The organism is Ruegeria sp. CF1 (assembly GCF_056537445.1).
Genome location: NZ_JBQFRN010000001.1, coordinates 80,370 through 98,533 on the forward strand (window position 1 = coordinate 80,370; position 18,164 = coordinate 98,533).

Sequence of the window (18,164 nt, forward strand, 5' to 3'; positions counted from 1 at the left end):
AATGGTTGCCCTGACTTAGACCTGTCGGCGCATGGAAAAAAGGGACAAATAGCCGCGAAGGGCGCTCATGTCGCAATAGTGCATTATTGCGGCGTTGCGCGGCAGGGTTAAAATGTACGGGCACGGCATACCTGCGCCCAATCATCGAAGACCGGACGGATTCGCACATGAAACACTACTCAGCCTTTGCTGTAGCGCGCGAAGCGCTGCGCTATCACACCGGATGGGAGCGCGCATGGCGTTCGCCGGAGCCTAAGAAGCGCTATGACGTCATTATCGTCGGGGCCGGCGGTCACGGCCTGGCAACAGCCTACTATCTTGGCAAGAACTACGGCATCCAGAACGTTGCCGTAATAGAAAAAGGCTGGTTGGGCGGTGGCAACACCGGTCGGAACACGACCATCATCCGATCGAACTATCTGCAGGATCCGTCAGCGGCGATTTACGAAAAGGCGCGCGGTCTCTACGAAGATCTGAGCCAGGAGCTGAACTATAACATCATGTTCAGCCCGCGTGGCGTAATCATGCTGGCGCAGACCCAGCACGAGATTCGCGGCTATCAGCGTACTGCGCATGCGAATGCGCTGCAGGGTGTTCAGACCGAATGGATTGGGCCCGAGCGTGTGAAAGAACTGGTGCCGATCATTAATCTGGAAGGTCCGCGCTATCCGGTTCTGGGCGGGCTTTGGCAGGAACGTGGTGGGACCGCGCGCCATGATGCGGTGGCATGGGGCTATGCCCGCGCGTGCTCGGCCATGGGTATGGACATCATCCAGAAATGCGAAGTCACCGGCGTCCGGTCCGAAAACGGTCGTGTTGTCGGGGTCGATACCACAAAAGGGGCAATCGATTGTGACAAGCTGGGGATCGTGGTTGCGGGGCATTCCGGCCAGTTGGCTGAGATGTCGGGTTTCCGATTGCCACTGGAAGCCGTCGCGCTGCAGGCGCTGGTATCCGAGCCGATCAAACCCTGCATGGATGTCGTTGTGATGGCGAACACCGTACACGGCTACATGTCTCAGTCCGACAAGGGCGAGATGGTGATTGGTGGTGGCACGGACGGGTTCAACAACTATACCCAGCGCGGCAGCTTCCATCATATCGAGGAAACGGTACGCGCATTGGTCGAAACTTTCCCGATGATCTCGCGCCTGAAAATGCTGCGCCAGTGGGGCGGTATTGTGGATATGACCGGCGACCGTTCACCCATCCTGTCGAAAACACCGCTTAATGGCTGCTTTATCAACGCAGGCTGGGGCACCGGCGGCTTCAAGGCCATTCCGGGATCGGGCTGGGGCATGGCACAGCTGATGGCCACGGGGCATTCACCACTGACCGAAGCCTTCTCGCTGGATCGTTTCAAAGAAGGCCGCTTCATCGACGAAAGCGTCGCGGCCGGGGTGGCGCACTGATGAAGATTTTTCGTCGAAAAATCTCGCACGCCCGTCACGCAGAATTTGCAGGCAGATACGTCTCGCCTGCTGCCAAGAGGATGATCACATGCTGATCTTGAAATGCCCCTATTGCGGCGTCGAAGCCGAAGAAACTGAACTGGCTGCAGGTGGCGAGGCGCATTTGAAGCGTTATGGCCCGGGCTCGTCAGATGATGAGTTCCACGACTACCTGTTCATGCGCGAAAACCCCAAGGGCGTTCATTTTGAACGCTGGCGCCATGCCAATGGGTGCGGCAAGTGGTTCCACGCCGCGCGCTGTACGAACACGCTTGAGGTCTTTGGCACCTATCCGGCGCAGACAACCGAGCCGCCCCAAGAGATCAAGGACGCCATCACCGCCAAGCGTCCCGGCTGGACGTGGAGAGAGTACAAATGATCTGTACAGCCATCCAAAATACCGCCTGCGAAAGGTCCGCATCATGAGCACCCGTCTCGCAAAACATGGCCGTTTGATAGATCGGTCGAAAAAGGTCAACTTCACCTTCAACGGCACCTCGATGCAGGGCTACGAGGGCGATACGCTCGCGTCTGCCTTGCTGGCAAATGATCAGATGATGATGGGCAGGTCGTTCAAGTATCACCGCCCGCGCGGCGTGGTCGCGAGTGGCGCGGAAGAGCCAAACGCTCTGGTCGGTCTGGGTGAGGGCAACTGGTTCGAGCCGAACCAGCGCGCCACCACGACAGAGCTGTTCAATGGTCTGACATCCGCATCACAGAACCACTGGCCGAACCTCGAGTTCGACATCGGTGCGATCAACACGCATCTGTCTCGGTTTCTGCCCGCCGGTTTCTATTACAAGATGTTCATCCATCCGAAACCGTTCTGGAAACATGTTTACGAGCCGTTTATTCGCCAGTCGGCGGGTTTGGGCAAAGCGCCCGACAAGGACAACCGTGACGCGGACACATACGAGCACTTTTACGCCTTCACCGATGTCTTGGTGATTGGCGGTGGCGTTGCAGGTCTGCAGGCCGCCAAAACGGCAGCCCAGTCCGGTGCCAAGGTAATGTTGATTGAACAAACCGCACATTGGGGCGGTCGCGCTCCGGTTGATGGCGGTACCATCAATGGTGAGCCTGTGGATAAGTTCGTGGAACAATTGGTTTCCGAACTCGAAACAATGGACAACGTCACCATGCGCAATCGCTGCATGGGCGCTGGTGTCTATGACCACGGTTATGTGCTGGGTTATGAGCGCCTGACAGACCACAAGCCGGGTGTTCAGGGCCCGCGTCACCGCCTGTGGCGCATTCGTGCGAAACAGGTCGTGACCGCGACCGGTGCGATTGAGCGTCCGTTGTCGTTCGCAGGCAATGATGTGCCTGGTGTCATGCTGGCCTCGGCCATGCGCGACTATGTGGTCAACTGGGGTGTGACGCCGGGTGAGCGTGTGATTGTCGCCACCAACAATGATGACGCCTACCGGACTGCAATTACCTTGAAGCAGGCCGGTGTCGATGTCCTGCGCGTGGTTGATGCGCGCGACACCGCCGGACCTCTGGCCGAAGAGGCGCGTCAGCTGGGTATCCGCGTCGATCCGGGCAAGGCGATCGCAAAGGTCAAAGGCGGCAAGCGGGTCAAGAAAGTTGCGATCTGCAATCAAGAGGGTATCGGAGGCGCCCGGGAAGAGGTCGAATGCGATGCGATTGCCATGTCAGGTGGCTGGTCTCCGGTCGTGCATATGTGGTCGCATTGCGGCGGCAAGCTGATCTGGGACGAGGCGAACGCGCATTTCCGCCCCGATCCTTCGCGTCCTCCGCTGGGGGCCGACGGTGCAGGTTTTGTTCTGGCGGCAGGGGCTTCGAACGGCCCGCTGGCCCTGGGAGATGTCCTGAAGGATGCAGATACTGCCGGCAAAGCGGCAGCGAAGGCGGTCGGGTTCGCCGCGAAGCGCACCAAAGCGCCAGTTGGTGAGACTACGGCCGAGGCCCCAATGGCCGCTGTCTGGCTGATGCCTTCTAATGCCGAGATTGATCTGCGCATGAAATCGTGGCTGGACTTCCAGAACGACGTCAAGGTCTCGGACGTGCAACTGGCTGCGCGCGAGGGCTATGAAAGTGTCGAGCATACCAAGCGTTACACCACGCTGGGCATGGCAACGGATCAGGGTAAGTTGAGTAATATCAATGGTTTGGCGATCCTTGCTGACGCGCTGGATTCAGAGATCCCGAAGGTCGGTACCACCACCTTCCGCCCGCCTTATACTCCAATCTCGATGGCTTCGATTGGTGGTGAAGCGCGTGGTGAGGTGTTCCAGCCGATCCGTCAAACGCCGATGCACAACTGGCACGATAAAAACGGAGCCGATTGGGAGCCGGTCGGCCATTGGCGCCGAACCTATGCCTATGTCCGACCCGGCGAATCCGTGCATGATGCGGTGAATCGCGAGGTTAAAAACACCCGCGATAACCTCGGGCTGTTGGACGCTTCGACGCTCGGCAAGCTGATCGTCAAAGGCCCCGACGCAGGCAAGTTCCTGGACATGATGTACACCAACATGATGTCCACGCTGAAGGTCGGCAAATGCCGCTATGGCCTGATGTGTTCCGAGAATGGCTTCCTGATCGACGACGGCGTTGTTGCCCGCATCGATGAGGACACGTGGCTGTGCCACACCACCACCGGCGGGGCCGAGCGTATCCATGGCCACATGGAAGAATGGCTGCAGACCGAGTGGTGGGACTGGAAAGTCTACGTCGCGAACGTCACCGAGCAATATGCGCAGGTCGCCGTGGTAGGTCCGAACGCCCGCAAGGTACTTGAGAAGCTGGGCGGCATGGATCTGTCGAAAGAGGCGCTGCCCTTCATGGAATGGCGCGATGGCAAGATCGGCGCATTCGACGCGCGGGCCTACCGTATCTCGTTCTCGGGTGAGCTGTCCTATGAGATCGCGGTCCCTGCAAGCCAAGGTCAGGCGTTCTGGGACGCTCTGATCGAGGCAGGGCAGGAGTTCGGGGTGATGCCTTACGGCACCGAATGTCTGCACATTCTGCGTGCCGAGAAGGGCTTTATCATGATCGGCGATGAGACCGACGGCACCGTGATCCCACAGGATTTGGGGCTGCACTGGGCGTTGTCCAAAAAGAAAGAGGACTACCTTGGAAAACGCGCCCATTCGCGGACCCATATGGCTGATCCGGACCGCTGGAAACTGGTCGGTCTTGAGACTGTGGATGGTTCGGTTCTGCCGGACGGTGCCTATGCGGTGGGCGAAGGCGTCAATGCCAACGGTCAGCGCAACATGATCGGGCGCGTGACCTCGACATACTACTCGGCCAATCTGGGCAAAGGCATCGCCATGGGTCTGATCAAACACGGCCCCGACCGGATGGGCGAAGTGGTCGAGTTCCCGGGCACTGACGGCAAAACCTACAAGGCCAAGATCGTGGACCCGATCTTCTATGACAAGGACGGGGAGAAGCAGAATGTCTGAACCCATCAGCGCACTGAACCACGCCTCATATGATGGCATCGCCAAGATCGAGGAATGTGGCCTGCAGGGCATGATCACACTGCGCGGTGATCTGTCGGATAAGGTACTGGCTAAGGCTGTCAAAGACGCCACCGGGCAGAAAGTGCCCGGTCAGCGTGAAGCGTTTGTGAATGGCGACACCGGTGTTTGCTGGATGTCCACCGACGAATTGCTGGTGCTTGTGCCTTATGCCGAGGTCGAGGCCAAACTGGCCGCGATGACCAACGCGCTAAGCGGTACGCACGCGCTGGCGGTCAACGTCTCCGACGCGCGGGCCGTATTCCGCGTTTCGGGCGCGAACGCGCGCGAGGTATTGGGCAAGCTGGCTCCGGTTGAGCTGTCGGCCGAGGCATTCCAACCCGGCCAGATCCGCCGTTCGCGTTTGGCGCAGGTGGCAGGTGCCTTCTGGATGGACGACGCTGAGACTTTCCGCATCGTCTGCTTCCGCTCTGCGGCGGACTATGCGTTCAAATTGCTGAAGGTTGCGGCGCAGCCCGGCAGCGAGGTCGGGGTTTATTAAGCCCTGATCGCTTGATGATATGCGGGTGAGGGGGCTTTGCCCCCTCGGCCTGCGGCCTCACTCCCAGGATATTTCTGTTTAGATGAAGGTCGGATCTCTGGTTGGGGTCTCAGGGGGTCGTGCTGAACAGGAATGTCGGGAACTGAGTGAGTGCACGCTGGCCCGTGAGGGCTGACTTGCCGGTTTCGCGTGTGTGTGGGTCGTGGCATTGGCGATAGAAAGCCAGGTCTTCTGATAGTTTTTTCATGGCCGCGCTGCGGTTGTCTGCGCTCAGATAAGGTGCGTGCGTTGAGAGAAACAGCGCAGGGTTATCTTTTTCTAACCAAGGCAGCATAGAAGGCAGGACCGAAAATTCAGCGCCTTCGATATCCATTTTGACCAAAGAAACATCAGTCAGGTCGACGGATTCAGAAAATTGATCCCAACCGATGGTAAGTGCGTCGGTGCCATGGCTTCCTTCGTGGAGCAATGATGACGTTGAATCGCCTGCCTCTCCGTGCGCTGAAGCCATTCGTGTCACTCCAAACCCATCTGACAAGGCGATGCTGAAGGCTGATACGTTTCGGATGTCGTTCAGCTCTAGGTTCCAGACCAGATGGCGGTAAGCCACTGGGTCAGGCTCAAAACACCACACATGGCGAGCGCGGCGCGCGGCATAGAGGACCGTGGGGCCGATCCATGCACCGATATCAAGATAGTCCTGTTCGGGCGACAGATATTGGTCCAGCACCGAAAATGTCTCGGGTTCCCACTCCCCGGCTGATACCTTGCGCCAGAATTTCGAGTGGTAGGGGTCCAGGCGAAAGGGTTCACCGTTCAAGTTGCCCGCATAGTATCCGCGGGCGCGATAGAACATTTTGTGCGCCTGTGTCAGCATCGCGGACCTCCGGGTTTTTGTGTTGCGGCCCTTGACCTGCGGCGGCTGTCAAAGCATTTAACCTTTGGAACCGCAACATTCATTTTCAACAGGGGGCCGAGATGGCTTTTGAACTTCCTGATCTTCCTTATGCACATGACGCGCTGGCAGCCAAGGGTATGTCCGCGGAAACGCTGGAATATCACCATGACCTGCACCACAAGGCCTATGTCGACAACGGCAACAAGCTGATCGCCGGCACCGAGTGGGACGGCAAGTCACTGGAAGAGATCATCGCTGGCACATACGACGCAAATGCTGTCGCGCAGAACGGTATCTTCAACAACATCAGCCAGCTGTGGAACCACAACCAGTTCTGGGAGATGATGGGCCCCGGTGGCAACGCGATGCCCGGTGAGCTGGAGAAGGCTCTGACCGAGAGCTTTGGTTCGGTTGACGAATTCAAGTCGCAGTTCAGCGCTGCCGGTGCCGGTCAGTTTGGTTCCGGCTGGGCGTGGCTGGTCAAGAATGCCGACGGTTCGTTGGCAGTGACGAAAACTGAAAACGGCGTGAACCCGCTGTGCTTCGGTCAAACCGCACTGCTTGGTTGTGATGTGTGGGAGCACTCGTATTACATCGATTTCCGCAACAAGCGTCCGGCCTACCTGTCGAACTTCCTCGACAACCTGGTGAACTGGGAAAACGTTGCCTCGCGGATGTGATTTCCACTTGGTAGAACTTAATGAATGGCCCGCTGGCAGTGATGCTGGCGGGCTTTTTGTTATGAATTGATGGGTGGCCGGTAAAAACCTGCCGGTACGTCAACTTTCATTATCCCACCTATTGTGCACGGCCTTTCAGCACCTACGTAAAGTAGGCGGAGGGAGAGTACCGCCAATCAACCATAAACCTATCAAAATGCGAGCGAAACACCAACGCCGCATCGTTAAACAGGTGTGTCTAAGGGACAGGCGAAGGCCAACCTAAGCGATACAGGAGATCACGAATGGCTGCACTTGAACAGGGAACATGGGTTATCATCGCCGATGGGGAAAAAGCGCTGGTGATGGAGAATATCACGGACGCACAGGACCCCAACTTGGTCGTCGTGTCGGTCGAAGAACAGGACGCAGCACCGACAAAGCCAAGTGACAGGGCAGGGCGGCGACCCGATACGGGACCGAACCAGAAATCTGCAGTTGAAGAGGAGACATGGAAGTCCCACGCAAAATCTCTGTTCGTTCAGGATGTGGCGAACCTTCTGAATCGCAAGGGGCTGAAAGGGGCCTATAAACGATTGGTGTTGGTTGCCAGTCCGCATGTTCTGGGCCTGTTGCGCCGTCGGCTGCACAGTGAAGTGTTGGCAAAGGTGGTGGCCGAGGTTGACAAAACACTCACAAACCACCCTTTGCACAAGGTCGAACGGATACTGAAGACCCGATTGGCAAAACCTGCCTAAACGAATGCCGACAATCGGGCGGCTTGCGCCGCCCGATTGCCAGTTTTTTAGTTCAGTAATTTGCGAAGCGCGGACATGGTCGCATCCGGTGTGTCGACCCAGGTGATGAATTCTGCCAGAGAACCATCTGCAAACCCCTGACCGATCAGTTGATCCAGCAGCGTGTGCAGCGTGTCCCAGTACCCGTCAACATTCATCACCAGAATGGGTTTGTCATGAAGCCCCAGTTGCCGCCATGTCAGTGCTTCGAAAAGTTCGTCCAATGATCCGGGGCCGCCGGGCAGGACAACTACGGCATCCGCGTTCATGATCATCACTTTTTTACGCTCGTGCATCGTCTCGGTCACGATGAACCGGGTAAGGTCGGTCTTGCCGACCTCGCGCTGAAGCAAGTGCACCGGGATCACCCCAAATGTATCGCCGCCGGACGATTGCGCTGCACGCGCGACCTCGCCCATAAGACCCACATCTCCGGCCCCGTAGACCAGCCGCCAGCCTTCGTTGGCCAACAAAGTTCCAAAGCTGTGGGCAGCGGCGGAGTAGGCAGGATTCATACCATTGCGTGACCCGCAATACACACAGACGGATTTCTGGGACATAGGTAGGGCTTTCTGCTCTTGTGTTAGGGGTTTTGACCCCTGATAGCGGGATTGATAGGTTGGCTCAACCGCTCCATGAAATGCGCGCCAAACTGAGCATTTCCTGGGCGGAGTGAAAGGAAAAGAATGAACGCCAAATCGGGAAGCGGAGGTTCTGGTACCTTCATATGGGGGCTGGTTGCCGGGATCGTTGTGGTGCTCGTTGCGGGCGGGTTGTACCTGTCCGGTCTGTTCGGCGGGCCGGAACAGCAGGCTGAGCAGGAAGCGACCGAAACATCCGAGCCGATTGCGGAGGTCGCCGAGCCGGAAACCCAGCCAGCGGAGGCGCAGCCCGAAAGCCAGGCGGCGGAAGCCGGCGAATCTGTTGCTGAAGACACACCGCCCGAGATTTCCGATCAAACTCCGGATAGCGAAGAAGCGGATGTTCCGGTTGTGGCCGCGCCGGTTCTGGATCAGATATTCGTTGAGTCCGATGGAAACGCGGTACTGTCCGGCAATGCCGAACCGGGGTCCGAGGTCAGTGTTCTGCTGGACGGTGAGACCGTTCACAGCTTTACCGTCGATGACAGCGGCCAGTTCGCCGAATTTGTATCGATCCCGTTTGCAGACGACGCTCGCGGGCTTGTTCTTGAGACCCGGAAAGGCGAAGACACCAGCCGTTCAGATGATTATCTGATCGCGGCGCTGCCTGAACCGGTCCTGCCGACCGTGTCAGAGCCCGCTGCCGATGAGCCGGTCGAAGAGGTTGCCGAGGCACAGACGACGGATACGGAAACAACCGATCAGCAAGCAGCCAACCAAGCTGAAACCGAAGAGAATGAACCAGAAGTTGCAGGTGCCGCAACGCCACCTGTGAATGAGACCGCGCCCGCGACTGAAACTCAGCCGGAATCAGGCGACGCGCCTGACCAGCAGGTTGCGATCCTGCGCTCGGGCGAAGAAGGGGTTGAACTTTTGCAAGCACCCACTGTTCAGGATACGCCGCCAGAGCAGATTGCCCTGGACACGATTGGCTATTCGGACGCGGGTGATGTGGAATTGACCGGGCGGGCACAGGATGGATCGGCCGTACGCTTGTATCTGGACAACCAGCTTGTGGCCGACATTGCACCAGCGACTGACGGGCAATGGCGCGGCGAGGTCGAGGGCATTGACCCCGGAGTTTACACTCTGAGGGTGGATGAGGTTGCCCCAGATGGCACTGTGGTCAGCAGGCTTGAGACGCCGTTCAAACGCGAACCCGTCGAGGTCCTGCGCGCGACCGAAACCACCAATCCGGGTGAGGCCTCAACCGACGCTCCGGCGATCCGCTCGGTCACGGTTCAAAAGGGTGATACGCTTTGGGCGATCTCGCGCGACCGGTTTGGTGACGGTGTGCTGTATGTCAAACTTTTCGAGGCTAACAAAGATTCGATCCGTGATCCTGACCTGATCTATCCAGGGCAGATTTTCACCATTCCTGAATAAACATGACCACTGGCCCAACTGGGCCAGGGCAATTCTCTGACCGCAGTTAAGGTACGTGATGAGACAACCATCCGCGATCAAAACCGATACGGACGAGCATCGTTCGGGCTGGCGAACCATCCGCAAGGTTTCGCCCTACCTTTGGCCCGAGGACGAGCCATGGGTGAAACGGCGTGTCATTTTGGCGATGGCGATGCTGGTGCTGGCCAAGCTCATCGCTGTGTATACTCCAATCTTGTACAAAGGTGCCGTGGATGGTTTGGCGGGCGAAGGTGTGCCGCCGCTTGCGTTGGGTGCGATCGGATTGACCGTTGCCTATGGTGTGGCCCGCATGATGACTGTTGGCTTTCAGCAATTGCGGGATGCGTTCTTTGCACCGGTTGGGCAACGCGCGCTGCGAGCGCTGGCGCTTGAGACGTTCCAGCACATTCACCAGCTCTCGATGCGCTATCACGTGACCCGGCGCACGGGTGGTCTCAGCCGGATAATCGAGCGGGGCGTGAAAGGCGTAGAGTTTCTGTTGCGGTTTCTGCTGTTTTCAATCGGGCCGCTGATCCTGGAATTGCTTCTGGTGTCGATCATCCTGCTATGGTTATTCGACGTCTGGTATCTGGTCGTCGTTGCGGTGACGATTGCGCTTTACATATGGTTCACCTTTGCGGTGACCGAGTGGCGCGTGAAGCTGCGGCGCGAGATGAACGATCAGGATACCGAGGCCAACCAGCGCGCCATCGACAGCCTGCTGAACTTCGAAACAGTCAAGTATTTCAATGCCGAAACCCGCGAAGCCGAACGGTATGATGTTTCGATGAAAGGTTACGCGAAGGCCGCGCTGAAGACGGCCTATTCGCTGGCATTCCTGAATTTTGGTCAGTCGTTCCTGATCACATGTGGCCTGATTGGCGTGATGGTTCTGGCTGCAATGGGCGTGCAGAAGGGGGCGCTGACCGTCGGCGATTTCGTGATGGTTAATGCTTACATGATCCAGATAACCGTACCGCTGAATTTTCTTGGCACGGTGTACCGCGAAATTCGTCAATCACTTGTGGATATGGGGCAGATGTTTGATCTGTTGGAACAGCCAGCAGAAGTGATGGACAAACCCTGCGCCCCGAACCTGAAGGTAAATGGTGGGGAGGTCACGCTTGAAGATGTCCGCTTTGGATACGAGCCTGATCGCGAAATCCTCAAGGGCGTTTCCTTGGCCGTACCAGCCGGTCAGACCGTTGCGATTGTCGGCGCCACCGGGTCTGGGAAATCCACAATCGGACGGCTGCTGTTTCGGTTTTACGATGTCACCGGCGGGTCGCTGAAAATCGACGGGCAGGATGTGCGCGATGTTAGCCAGTCAAGCCTGCATGCCTCGATCGGTGTCGTTCCGCAGGATACGGTCCTGTTCAATGACACGATTCGATACAATATCGCTTATGGACGCGAAGGCGCGACCCAGCAGGATGTAGAGACCGCCGCTAAATCCGCGCAGATTCATGATTTCATCGTCAGCCTTCCAGAAGGATACGATACCAAGGTCGGTGAACGGGGCTTGAAGCTGTCGGGTGGTGAGAAACAACGTGTCGGTATCGCGCGAACCTTGCTGAAGAACCCGCCGATCCTGTTGCTGGACGAGGCGACCTCGGCTTTGGACACGGATACCGAGCAAGACATCAAAGATGCTTTGGCCCGGGCGGGTGAGGGGCGGACGGTGATCACCATTGCACACCGCCTTAGCACCATTGCAGAGGCCGATCGGATCGTCGTTCTGGAACGTGGTGAGATCATCGAGCAGGGCACGCATGATGAGCTGCTCAGCCGCGAAGGGCGATATGCCCAGCTATGGAACCGTCAACAGGCCGACAGCGAAGCGGCCTAGGCCCGACAGCCTTGACTGCCAATGTTTGTGCGGATCGGTTTGAAAAGAAAATCGGCTGCTGTGGTACGGTTTCCGTTTGACGCGGACCCGCCACCGCGACACTTTGCAGACCGAAACACAGACAAGGAAAAACTTCATGAAAATGCGAGCAGCAGCAGCGTTGACTGCAACACTGTTGATGGCCACTTCGGCGGCAGCCGAGGATCTGGAATTCTTGATTATCAACGAAACCAGCTATGACCTGGTTGAGTTCAACGTGTCTCCGGCCTCGTCCGGTAGCTGGGAAGGCAACCTGCTTGAGAGTGGTTATCTGGGCGCGGATTACGAAGTAGACGTCCTTATTGCGGACGGGCTGACCACCTGTGTCTATGACATCCGTGGTATTTTCAGCGACGGAGAATCGATTGAAGATTATGGTCTGAACCTGTGCGATCTGGGCGAATACGCGTTCGTCGAGTAACGGCCATGCCAGAAACGAAAAGGCGAGCCCGAAGGCTCGCCTTTTTTTATTCCGCCGCCTTCAACGGTGTTGTTGGAGGATGATCAGGGCGGTCGTCCTGAGCGCTCTGATCAGGGGCAGCTTTGTCCTGTTCATCGGTCCAGATCATTTCGGCTGCTTGCACATCTCTCGCGCTTTGGCCGATTGCCATGTCCTGCGCGATTTGGCTGGATCGGCCCGCCGTGGCGCGTGCCAGCGCCTTACCCAGCCATACCGCGTAAGTTGTGACCCACACCCGTAGCGCCAGGAATGAAGGCGTGACGATCAGCGTCAACACCGTGGCGGTACCCAAGCCAAAGACCACCGCCGTGGCCAGCTGTTTCCACCACAGTGCCGTGGGGCTGTCGATCGAATACCCTCCGCCGATGAAATCCAGCGACAGGCCGAACATCATCGGGGTCAGACCCGCCATTGTTGTCAGCGTAGTCAGCAGAACCGGACGGATGCGCGCCTCAGCCGTGCGGACAATTGCATCAATGCGAGACATGTAGCCGCTATATTCCTGATAGGTGTCGATCAGAACAATGTTGTTGTTCACCACGATACCGGCCAACGCCACGATCCCGGTCCCGGTCATGATGATTGAGAACGGTTGTTGCATTACCATCATGCCCAGCAACACGCCGGTCGTAGACAGAACCACGGCCAGCAGCACCAGCACCGAATTGTAGAACGAGTTGAACTGCGCCAGCAGGATCACAAACATCAGACCCAGTGCTGCCAGGAATGCGCTGGACAGGAACGCCTGGCTTTCAGCCTGATCCTCCTGATCGCCGGTCCATTCCCAAGTGATGGTGCGACCAAAAGGATCGGTTTCCAGCCACTCGGTCAGCACGGCAATTCGTTCGTTCGGATTGATCAGGGCAAACCGAGCGTCACCGCTTTCGATGGCGGACCGCACTTCACCCACGTTCTCGGCACCCGTTAGTTGAACGAGTTCGAACTCTGCCCCGTCCGCGCTGGTAATCGTGCTGCCAGTTGGTGTGGCACCTTCACCAATCGCGCGCACGGTTGCCAAACGCAGCTCTGCACCGTCAGGACCGGTGGTCACGATCTTGCTCAGCCCAGGCTCGACATCCGCTTTAACGTCATAGTAGCGCTGTTGATCCGCGCGATTGATCTCGGCGAGCTTAGCCACGGGTTTGCGGGTGACGAAGTTCGACAGGGGGACCAACCCGTCCGGTGTGCGAACTTTCAGCGTATCCAGCGTTGACAGGACGCGATCCTGATCAGGTAGGCGGACGCGGATTTCTACCTCTTCATCGGTTGAATCCGGTCGCATTTCACCCAGCAAGATGCCACGCGTCACAAGCTGTACCATCGCGCCAACGGTTGCGACGTCCGCGCCGAATCGACCCGCCTTGGCCACGTCCACGTCGATCTGCCAGTCGATGCCGGGCAGGGGCAGGGTGTCCTCGATCTTGATCAAGCCGGGTGTGGTGTCAAAGGCTTCTCGTGCTGTGACGGTCGCGGCCGTCAGATCCTCCCAGCTATCGCCTTTTATGCGCAGATGAACGGGCTTGGCGGAAGCGGGACCTTGTTCCAGCGCCTGAAGATCAACGATAAAGCCAGGAAGGGTTGCCAGCTCTGCGGTTAGTTCGTCCAGAACAAAATTGCCGTCATATTCCGCCGCGACTTCTTCCTTTGCAAAGCCAAGTAGACCTGCAATCGGTCCCCAGAACCAACCGGTAATCTGTTCAGAGCTGATTGGGCGATCTTCCCAAGGAATGAGCTCGAACTGGACGCGACCAATTGTGTCGGCGGGGGCTTCTGCACCGCCATTGTTCTGATTGAGCCCGCCTTCGCCCGCAAAGGCAAATACGTTGATCACCGCCGGGTGTTCGCTGATCACGCGCTCGGCCTCAAGAACCATTTCGTCCTTTTCAGCCAGAGACAGGTTGCCGCGTGCCCGGACATAGGCCGTGGCCTGTTCCGGTTCGCTTTCCACGAAGAATTCAACACCGCGAGAGTTTTGCGGGAATATGATGAATGCGACCCAGAACACCGCCGCAAAGACGACTGCGATGGACACCACCGGCATGACCGGATTGCCGACCAAGAACTTGATCACATAACCGAAGGGCGTGTGCTCTTTAGCGGTATGAACATGTTCATCCGGGGCGCGTTCGATCTTGGCAGCACTCAGCGTGACCGACCCAGCAAAGGCGCCGAACAGAAACAGCAGCACGCCAGCAATTGAACCGCCGGGCAGCAGATAGTTGGGGTTCAAAACCTGCATCGCGCCGAGGAAGATCATATATAGTGAAGGCGGTACCAGAAGCACTCGCAGCCACCAAGGCGTGCGGGCTCGCAGCCAGTTCGAGCTGCGCTCGAAACTGCGGCTCATACGGCCCGAGACACCGCCCACGACCGGCAGGTAGATCAGTGCCACAATCAGCGAGGCCGACAGAACGAAGATCAGCGTGATGGGCAGCATCTTCATGAACTCGCCGGGGATACCGGGCCAGAACAACATCGGAAGAAATGCACACAGTGTAGTGGCCGTCGATGAAACAATCGGCCAGAACATCCGTTGCGCCGCCTCGACATAGGCGTGCATCGGACCAACGCCTTCTTTAATGCGCTTGTCGGCATATTCCACAACAACGATGGCGCCATCGACCAGCATGCCCACGGCAAGGATCAGGCCAAACATCACCATATTCGAGATGGTGACCCCGATCATCGCGAGGAAGGCGAAGCACAACAGAAACGAGGTTGGAATGGCAAAACCCACCAACAACGCGGCGCGTGTTCCCAACGAAGCCAGCACCACGATCATCACGAGCGCGACGGCGGTCAGAACCGATCCTTCAAGCTGGCGCACCATTGAATCGACGATGCGGCTTTGGTCGTTCGAGGTGCCCACATCAACAGCGGCCTGCAGCTCGGCTGGCCACTTGATCTGTTCTTCGGCGACAGTGGCTTTGATCAGCGCAACGGTGTCGATCAGATTGAAGCCTTTGCGCTTGACCACCTGCAGCGCGACGGTGGGTTCGCCGTTGAACCGGGCCGTGCCCGCGCGGTCTTCAAACGTATAGTTGATTTCGGCCAGTTCGCCTAAGGTGACTACGCGGTCTCCGTTGACCTTTACGGGCAGGCCATAGACGTCCTGAGCAGTCTTAAATGACGACGGGATCTTGACCGAGAACGTGCCCTGTTCGGTCTTGACCTCACCTGCAGCGATCAGTTGGTTGTTGTTTTGCACAACGTTGATCAGTTCGGCGGCCGTGACGTTGTAGGCCTCAAGCCGCAGCGGGTCGATCACGACCTCAAGCATTTCATCGCGGTTTCCGGCAATGCCAGCTTCCAGCACTGCGTCCAACGCCTCAAGTTCGTCCTGCAGATCTTTGGCAACGCGCGCCATTGTACGCTCTGGTACCGGGCCGGTCAGGTTAACGATGACGATGGGAAACTCAGAGAAGTTGACCTCGGTAATCGTGTATTGCTCAGCCCCATCAGGGAAATCAGCTTGCGCGGTGTTCATGGCATCGCGAACATCCGCGATGGTGGCGGATTTGTCCCAACCGAACTCGAACTCCAGCAGAATACCTGCGTAGCCCTCGGCGGCGGTGGCCGTCATCGTGTCCAACCCGTCGAGATCGGCCATCTCGGTTTCCATCGGCCTGATCAGCAGGCTTTCGCTGTCCTCGGCTGAAATCCCTGGAAACTGCACCGACACGAAGAGCATCGGGATATCGATGTCGGGTTCACCCTCTTTTGGGAGCCCGACATAAGCATACCCGCCGATAACCAGCGAAATCGCGATGAAAGCCAGCACCATTCTGGCACGGCTTGCGGCCCAACTGACGATACCCGTCATTGCGATACTTCCCTGTATGTCGGCGCGACCGTCACACCACGTGTGACGAATTCCTGCCCGATCACGATGATATCAGCTGTTTCCGGCAGGCCACCAACCCATACACCATCAGCGGTGTCACGCAGAAGGCGGATCGGAACAAAATCAACGACATTGTCGGCTACCACGGTGCGAACACCAAGCTCACCTTCATTGTTCAAGGTCAGTGCGGATTGGGGCAGCAGATGTGCCTTGACCCCTTCGGCCGCGATCTGAATGTTGGCGGTTTGGCCGTCACGGATCAGCAGTTCCGGGTTTGGCACTGTGATCTCGACCTCGAATGTCCGCGTGGTTTCATCGGCCGAACGGCTGAGGAAGGTCACGCGCCCCTCGACCTGCAGACCCGTAACCAACTGCGCAGTTGCCATCGATCCGACAATGATCCGATTCACTTCTGATTCAGGCACAAAACCCACCAGCTTGATCGGGTCGAGCTGGATGACGGTTGCGCAGAGCGAGCCGGGCTGCATCAGGCTGCCCAATTCCGCAGTATCACTTTCAAGCAGACCCTTGAACGGTGCGCTGATGGTCAGGCGATCAATCTCGCGCTGGGCGGCTGCTACTGCTGCGGTGGCGGCTTCAATCCCGGCTTGCGTAGCTTCCAGACCGGCCTCGGCGGATTTGATTCCGGCCTCGGCAGTGCTCATTTCGGCTTCGCTTGAGATACGGCGCGTTTCTGATCCAAACCCGGTTTCCGACAGCTTGCGGGCTGCTTTCAGATTGATTTCGGCTTCAGCCAAACGGGCGTGAGCTTCTTCCAGGCGCGCTTCGGCCTCGGGAACGCGGCTTTCGGCCTCAAGCTTGGCTGCCATGGCTTCGGCCAGGCTCGCGGGCCGGGTTCCGGGGTCAAGCTCGCACAGCAGATCTCCTGCTTCGACAAAAGCTCCTTTGCGCTTGGGCTCGGACAGGACTGTCGAAATGGTTTCGGCAAGGACCTCGACCTGGCGGTTTGCCTTGGTCTGACCCCGTAATTGAACGGCGCTGCCGATCTCGCGCGCAGTCGAGCGCAGCACGACAACGCCGATCGAGTCCGGTGATTGCACCGATTCCGAGGCCTCGGTCGCGGTCTCGGATGGCTCGTCTCCGCGACCTGCAAACGCAAACAGCGCGTCGCGCTCGAAAACAAGAAAATACAACGCAACAATAACCAAAATGGCGTTAACGAATGAAATCAATCGCATGCGGTAGAATCTCCAGATCTGTTCGCGCGGTCGGCTTTAGCCGCTATCCCTTAAAATGGGGCTGTGGCCATGTCTTTTCCATACTGAACTGAATAGTTCGGTTTAGTTTTTTACGCAAGGGTCACCCACATGGTGGCAAATGTATGAATTCGGGCACTTGGCTTGGCCTGATCGCCGGGGTATGACATGGCGCTAGAAAACCGGACACTTAAGCCTGGGGGCAGGGATGAGCGACGCCGACAGTTTTATTGAAGAGGTCACCGAAGAGGTGCGCCGCGATCGCATGTACCTTCTTTTGCGCCGTTGGGGCTGGGTCGGTGTGCTGGCTGTCGTGGCCATTGTCGGGGGCGCTGCGTTCAACGAATACCGAAAAGCACGTGATACCAACCAGGCCGAGGCTCTGGGTGATGCGATTCTGTCGGCGCTGGCTGAAAACGGATCGGCCGAACGGGCACAAAGCCTGCAGGCGATCGATGCTGCGTCTGTCGGCGGTGACGCGGTTTTGAACATGTTGCTGTCCGCCTCTCAGGCCGAGGCCGGATCGGCGCAAGATGCGGTGAACAGTCTGAACGCGATCGCCACGCAGGGGGATTTGCCTGAAATCTATCGCGCGATTGCAAGTTTCAAGGCATTGCTACTGCAAACTGACACGATGCCAGTGGCGGATCGTCGTCAACAGTTCGAAGCGCTGGCCATACCTGGTGCTCCTTTGCGTCTGCTCGCCGAAGAACAATTGGCCCTGATCGATGTGGCCGAGGGCAATACGCAAGCCGCTTTGGACCGTTTGCAGGCGTTGCGCCAGGACGCCGAGGCCAGCGTCGATCTGCAACAGCGCGCGGCTCAACTGATCGTCGCGCTTGGGGGCGAACCCGAGCCCGTGGCGAACCAGCAGGGTTAACCGGCAGCGAAACGGAACATCACAGG

At 57.9% G+C, this 18,164-nt stretch carries 14 protein-coding genes; 10 read left to right on the forward strand and 4 right to left on the reverse strand.

Annotated features, from left to right (window positions below):
* Positions 1-167: 167 nt before the first annotated feature.
* From ACRZ96_RS00415 to ACRZ96_RS00430, 4 genes are all read left to right on the forward strand, one after another.
* Positions 168-1,412 (forward strand): sarcosine oxidase subunit beta family protein, encoded by a 1,245-nt coding sequence (locus tag ACRZ96_RS00415; protein ID WP_170512850.1) that lies wholly within the window; start codon positions 168-170, stop codon positions 1,410-1,412.
* An 88-nt stretch (positions 1,413-1,500) separates the two neighbouring features.
* A complete protein-coding gene (locus ACRZ96_RS00420; RefSeq protein ID WP_170396347.1) occupies positions 1,501-1,830 on the forward strand; it encodes a sarcosine oxidase subunit delta in 330 nt (109 codons plus the stop codon).
* A gap of 43 nt (positions 1,831-1,873) precedes the next feature.
* The gene (locus ACRZ96_RS00425; protein WP_480814129.1) at positions 1,874-4,888 is read left to right on the forward strand and encodes a sarcosine oxidase subunit alpha family protein; all 3,015 of its coding nucleotides are present in this window, start codon (positions 1,874-1,876) and stop codon (positions 4,886-4,888) included.
* Complete coding sequence (locus ACRZ96_RS00430; RefSeq protein ID WP_170422292.1) at positions 4,881-5,447, forward strand: sarcosine oxidase subunit gamma family protein; 567 nt, start codon at positions 4,881-4,883, stop codon at positions 5,445-5,447. The genes ACRZ96_RS00425 and ACRZ96_RS00430 overlap by 8 nt, the downstream gene beginning before the upstream one ends.
* Positions 5,448-5,556: 109 nt before the next feature.
* Here the strand turns inward: ACRZ96_RS00430 and ACRZ96_RS00435 are convergent, their stop codons facing one another.
* Entirely contained in the window at positions 5,557-6,324 is a 768-nt protein-coding gene (locus ACRZ96_RS00435; RefSeq protein WP_480814130.1) for an FkbM family methyltransferase, read from the reverse strand.
* Between the two features lie 101 nt (positions 6,325-6,425).
* On the opposite strand from ACRZ96_RS00435, the gene ACRZ96_RS00440 reads away from it, so the two are divergent.
* Both ACRZ96_RS00440 and ACRZ96_RS00445 read left to right on the forward strand, forming a co-directional pair.
* Entirely contained in the window at positions 6,426-7,025 is a 600-nt protein-coding gene (locus tag ACRZ96_RS00440) for a superoxide dismutase (RefSeq protein ID WP_480814131.1), read from the forward strand.
* A 284-nt stretch (positions 7,026-7,309) separates the two neighbouring features.
* Positions 7,310-7,762, forward strand: coding sequence for a baeRF12 domain-containing protein (locus ACRZ96_RS00445; protein WP_170396355.1), 453 nt, complete (start codon positions 7,310-7,312; stop codon positions 7,760-7,762).
* Positions 7,763-7,809: 47 nt separating this feature from the next.
* Here the strand turns inward: ACRZ96_RS00445 and ACRZ96_RS00450 are convergent, their stop codons facing one another.
* Positions 7,810-8,361 carry an LOG family protein gene (locus ACRZ96_RS00450; protein ID WP_480705195.1) on the reverse strand — a complete coding sequence of 184 codons (552 nt, stop codon included), beginning with the start codon at positions 8,359-8,361 and terminating at the stop codon, positions 7,810-7,812.
* Between the two features lie 126 nt (positions 8,362-8,487).
* Between ACRZ96_RS00450 and ACRZ96_RS00455 the strand changes: the two genes are divergently transcribed.
* The 3 genes from ACRZ96_RS00455 (at position 8,488) to ACRZ96_RS00465 (ending at position 12,158) form a co-directional block, all read left to right on the forward strand.
* Complete coding sequence (locus tag ACRZ96_RS00455; protein ID WP_480814132.1) at positions 8,488-9,828, forward strand: LysM peptidoglycan-binding domain-containing protein; 1,341 nt, start codon at positions 8,488-8,490, stop codon at positions 9,826-9,828.
* A gap of 58 nt (positions 9,829-9,886) precedes the next feature.
* Positions 9,887-11,698 carry an ABCB family ABC transporter ATP-binding protein/permease gene (locus ACRZ96_RS00460; RefSeq protein ID WP_170565844.1) on the forward strand — a complete coding sequence of 604 codons (1,812 nt, stop codon included), beginning with the start codon at positions 9,887-9,889 and terminating at the stop codon, positions 11,696-11,698.
* 136 nt (positions 11,699-11,834) lie between these two features.
* On the forward strand, positions 11,835-12,158 hold the full coding sequence (locus ACRZ96_RS00465) for a hypothetical protein (RefSeq protein WP_480705189.1): 324 nt from the start codon (positions 11,835-11,837) through the stop codon (positions 12,156-12,158).
* 46 nt (positions 12,159-12,204) lie between these two features.
* On the opposite strand, the gene ACRZ96_RS00470 is transcribed toward ACRZ96_RS00465, so the two are convergent.
* Together ACRZ96_RS00470 and ACRZ96_RS00475 are read right to left on the reverse strand one after the other, a co-directional pair.
* Positions 12,205-16,020 (reverse strand): efflux RND transporter permease subunit, encoded by a 3,816-nt coding sequence (locus ACRZ96_RS00470; RefSeq protein ID WP_480814133.1) that lies wholly within the window; start codon positions 16,018-16,020, stop codon positions 12,205-12,207.
* Positions 16,017-17,240 carry an efflux RND transporter periplasmic adaptor subunit gene (locus ACRZ96_RS00475; protein ID WP_170403249.1) on the reverse strand — a complete coding sequence of 408 codons (1,224 nt, stop codon included), beginning with the start codon at positions 17,238-17,240 and terminating at the stop codon, positions 16,017-16,019. The genes ACRZ96_RS00470 and ACRZ96_RS00475 overlap by 4 nt, the downstream gene beginning before the upstream one ends.
* A 226-nt stretch (positions 17,241-17,466) precedes the next feature.
* Here ACRZ96_RS00475 and ACRZ96_RS00480 point away from each other — a divergent pair, with 226 nt between their 5' ends.
* Positions 17,467-18,138, forward strand: a complete 672-nt coding sequence (locus ACRZ96_RS00480) for a hypothetical protein (protein ID WP_170396370.1) — start codon at positions 17,467-17,469, stop codon at positions 18,136-18,138.
* Positions 18,139-18,164 lie beyond the last annotated feature (26 nt).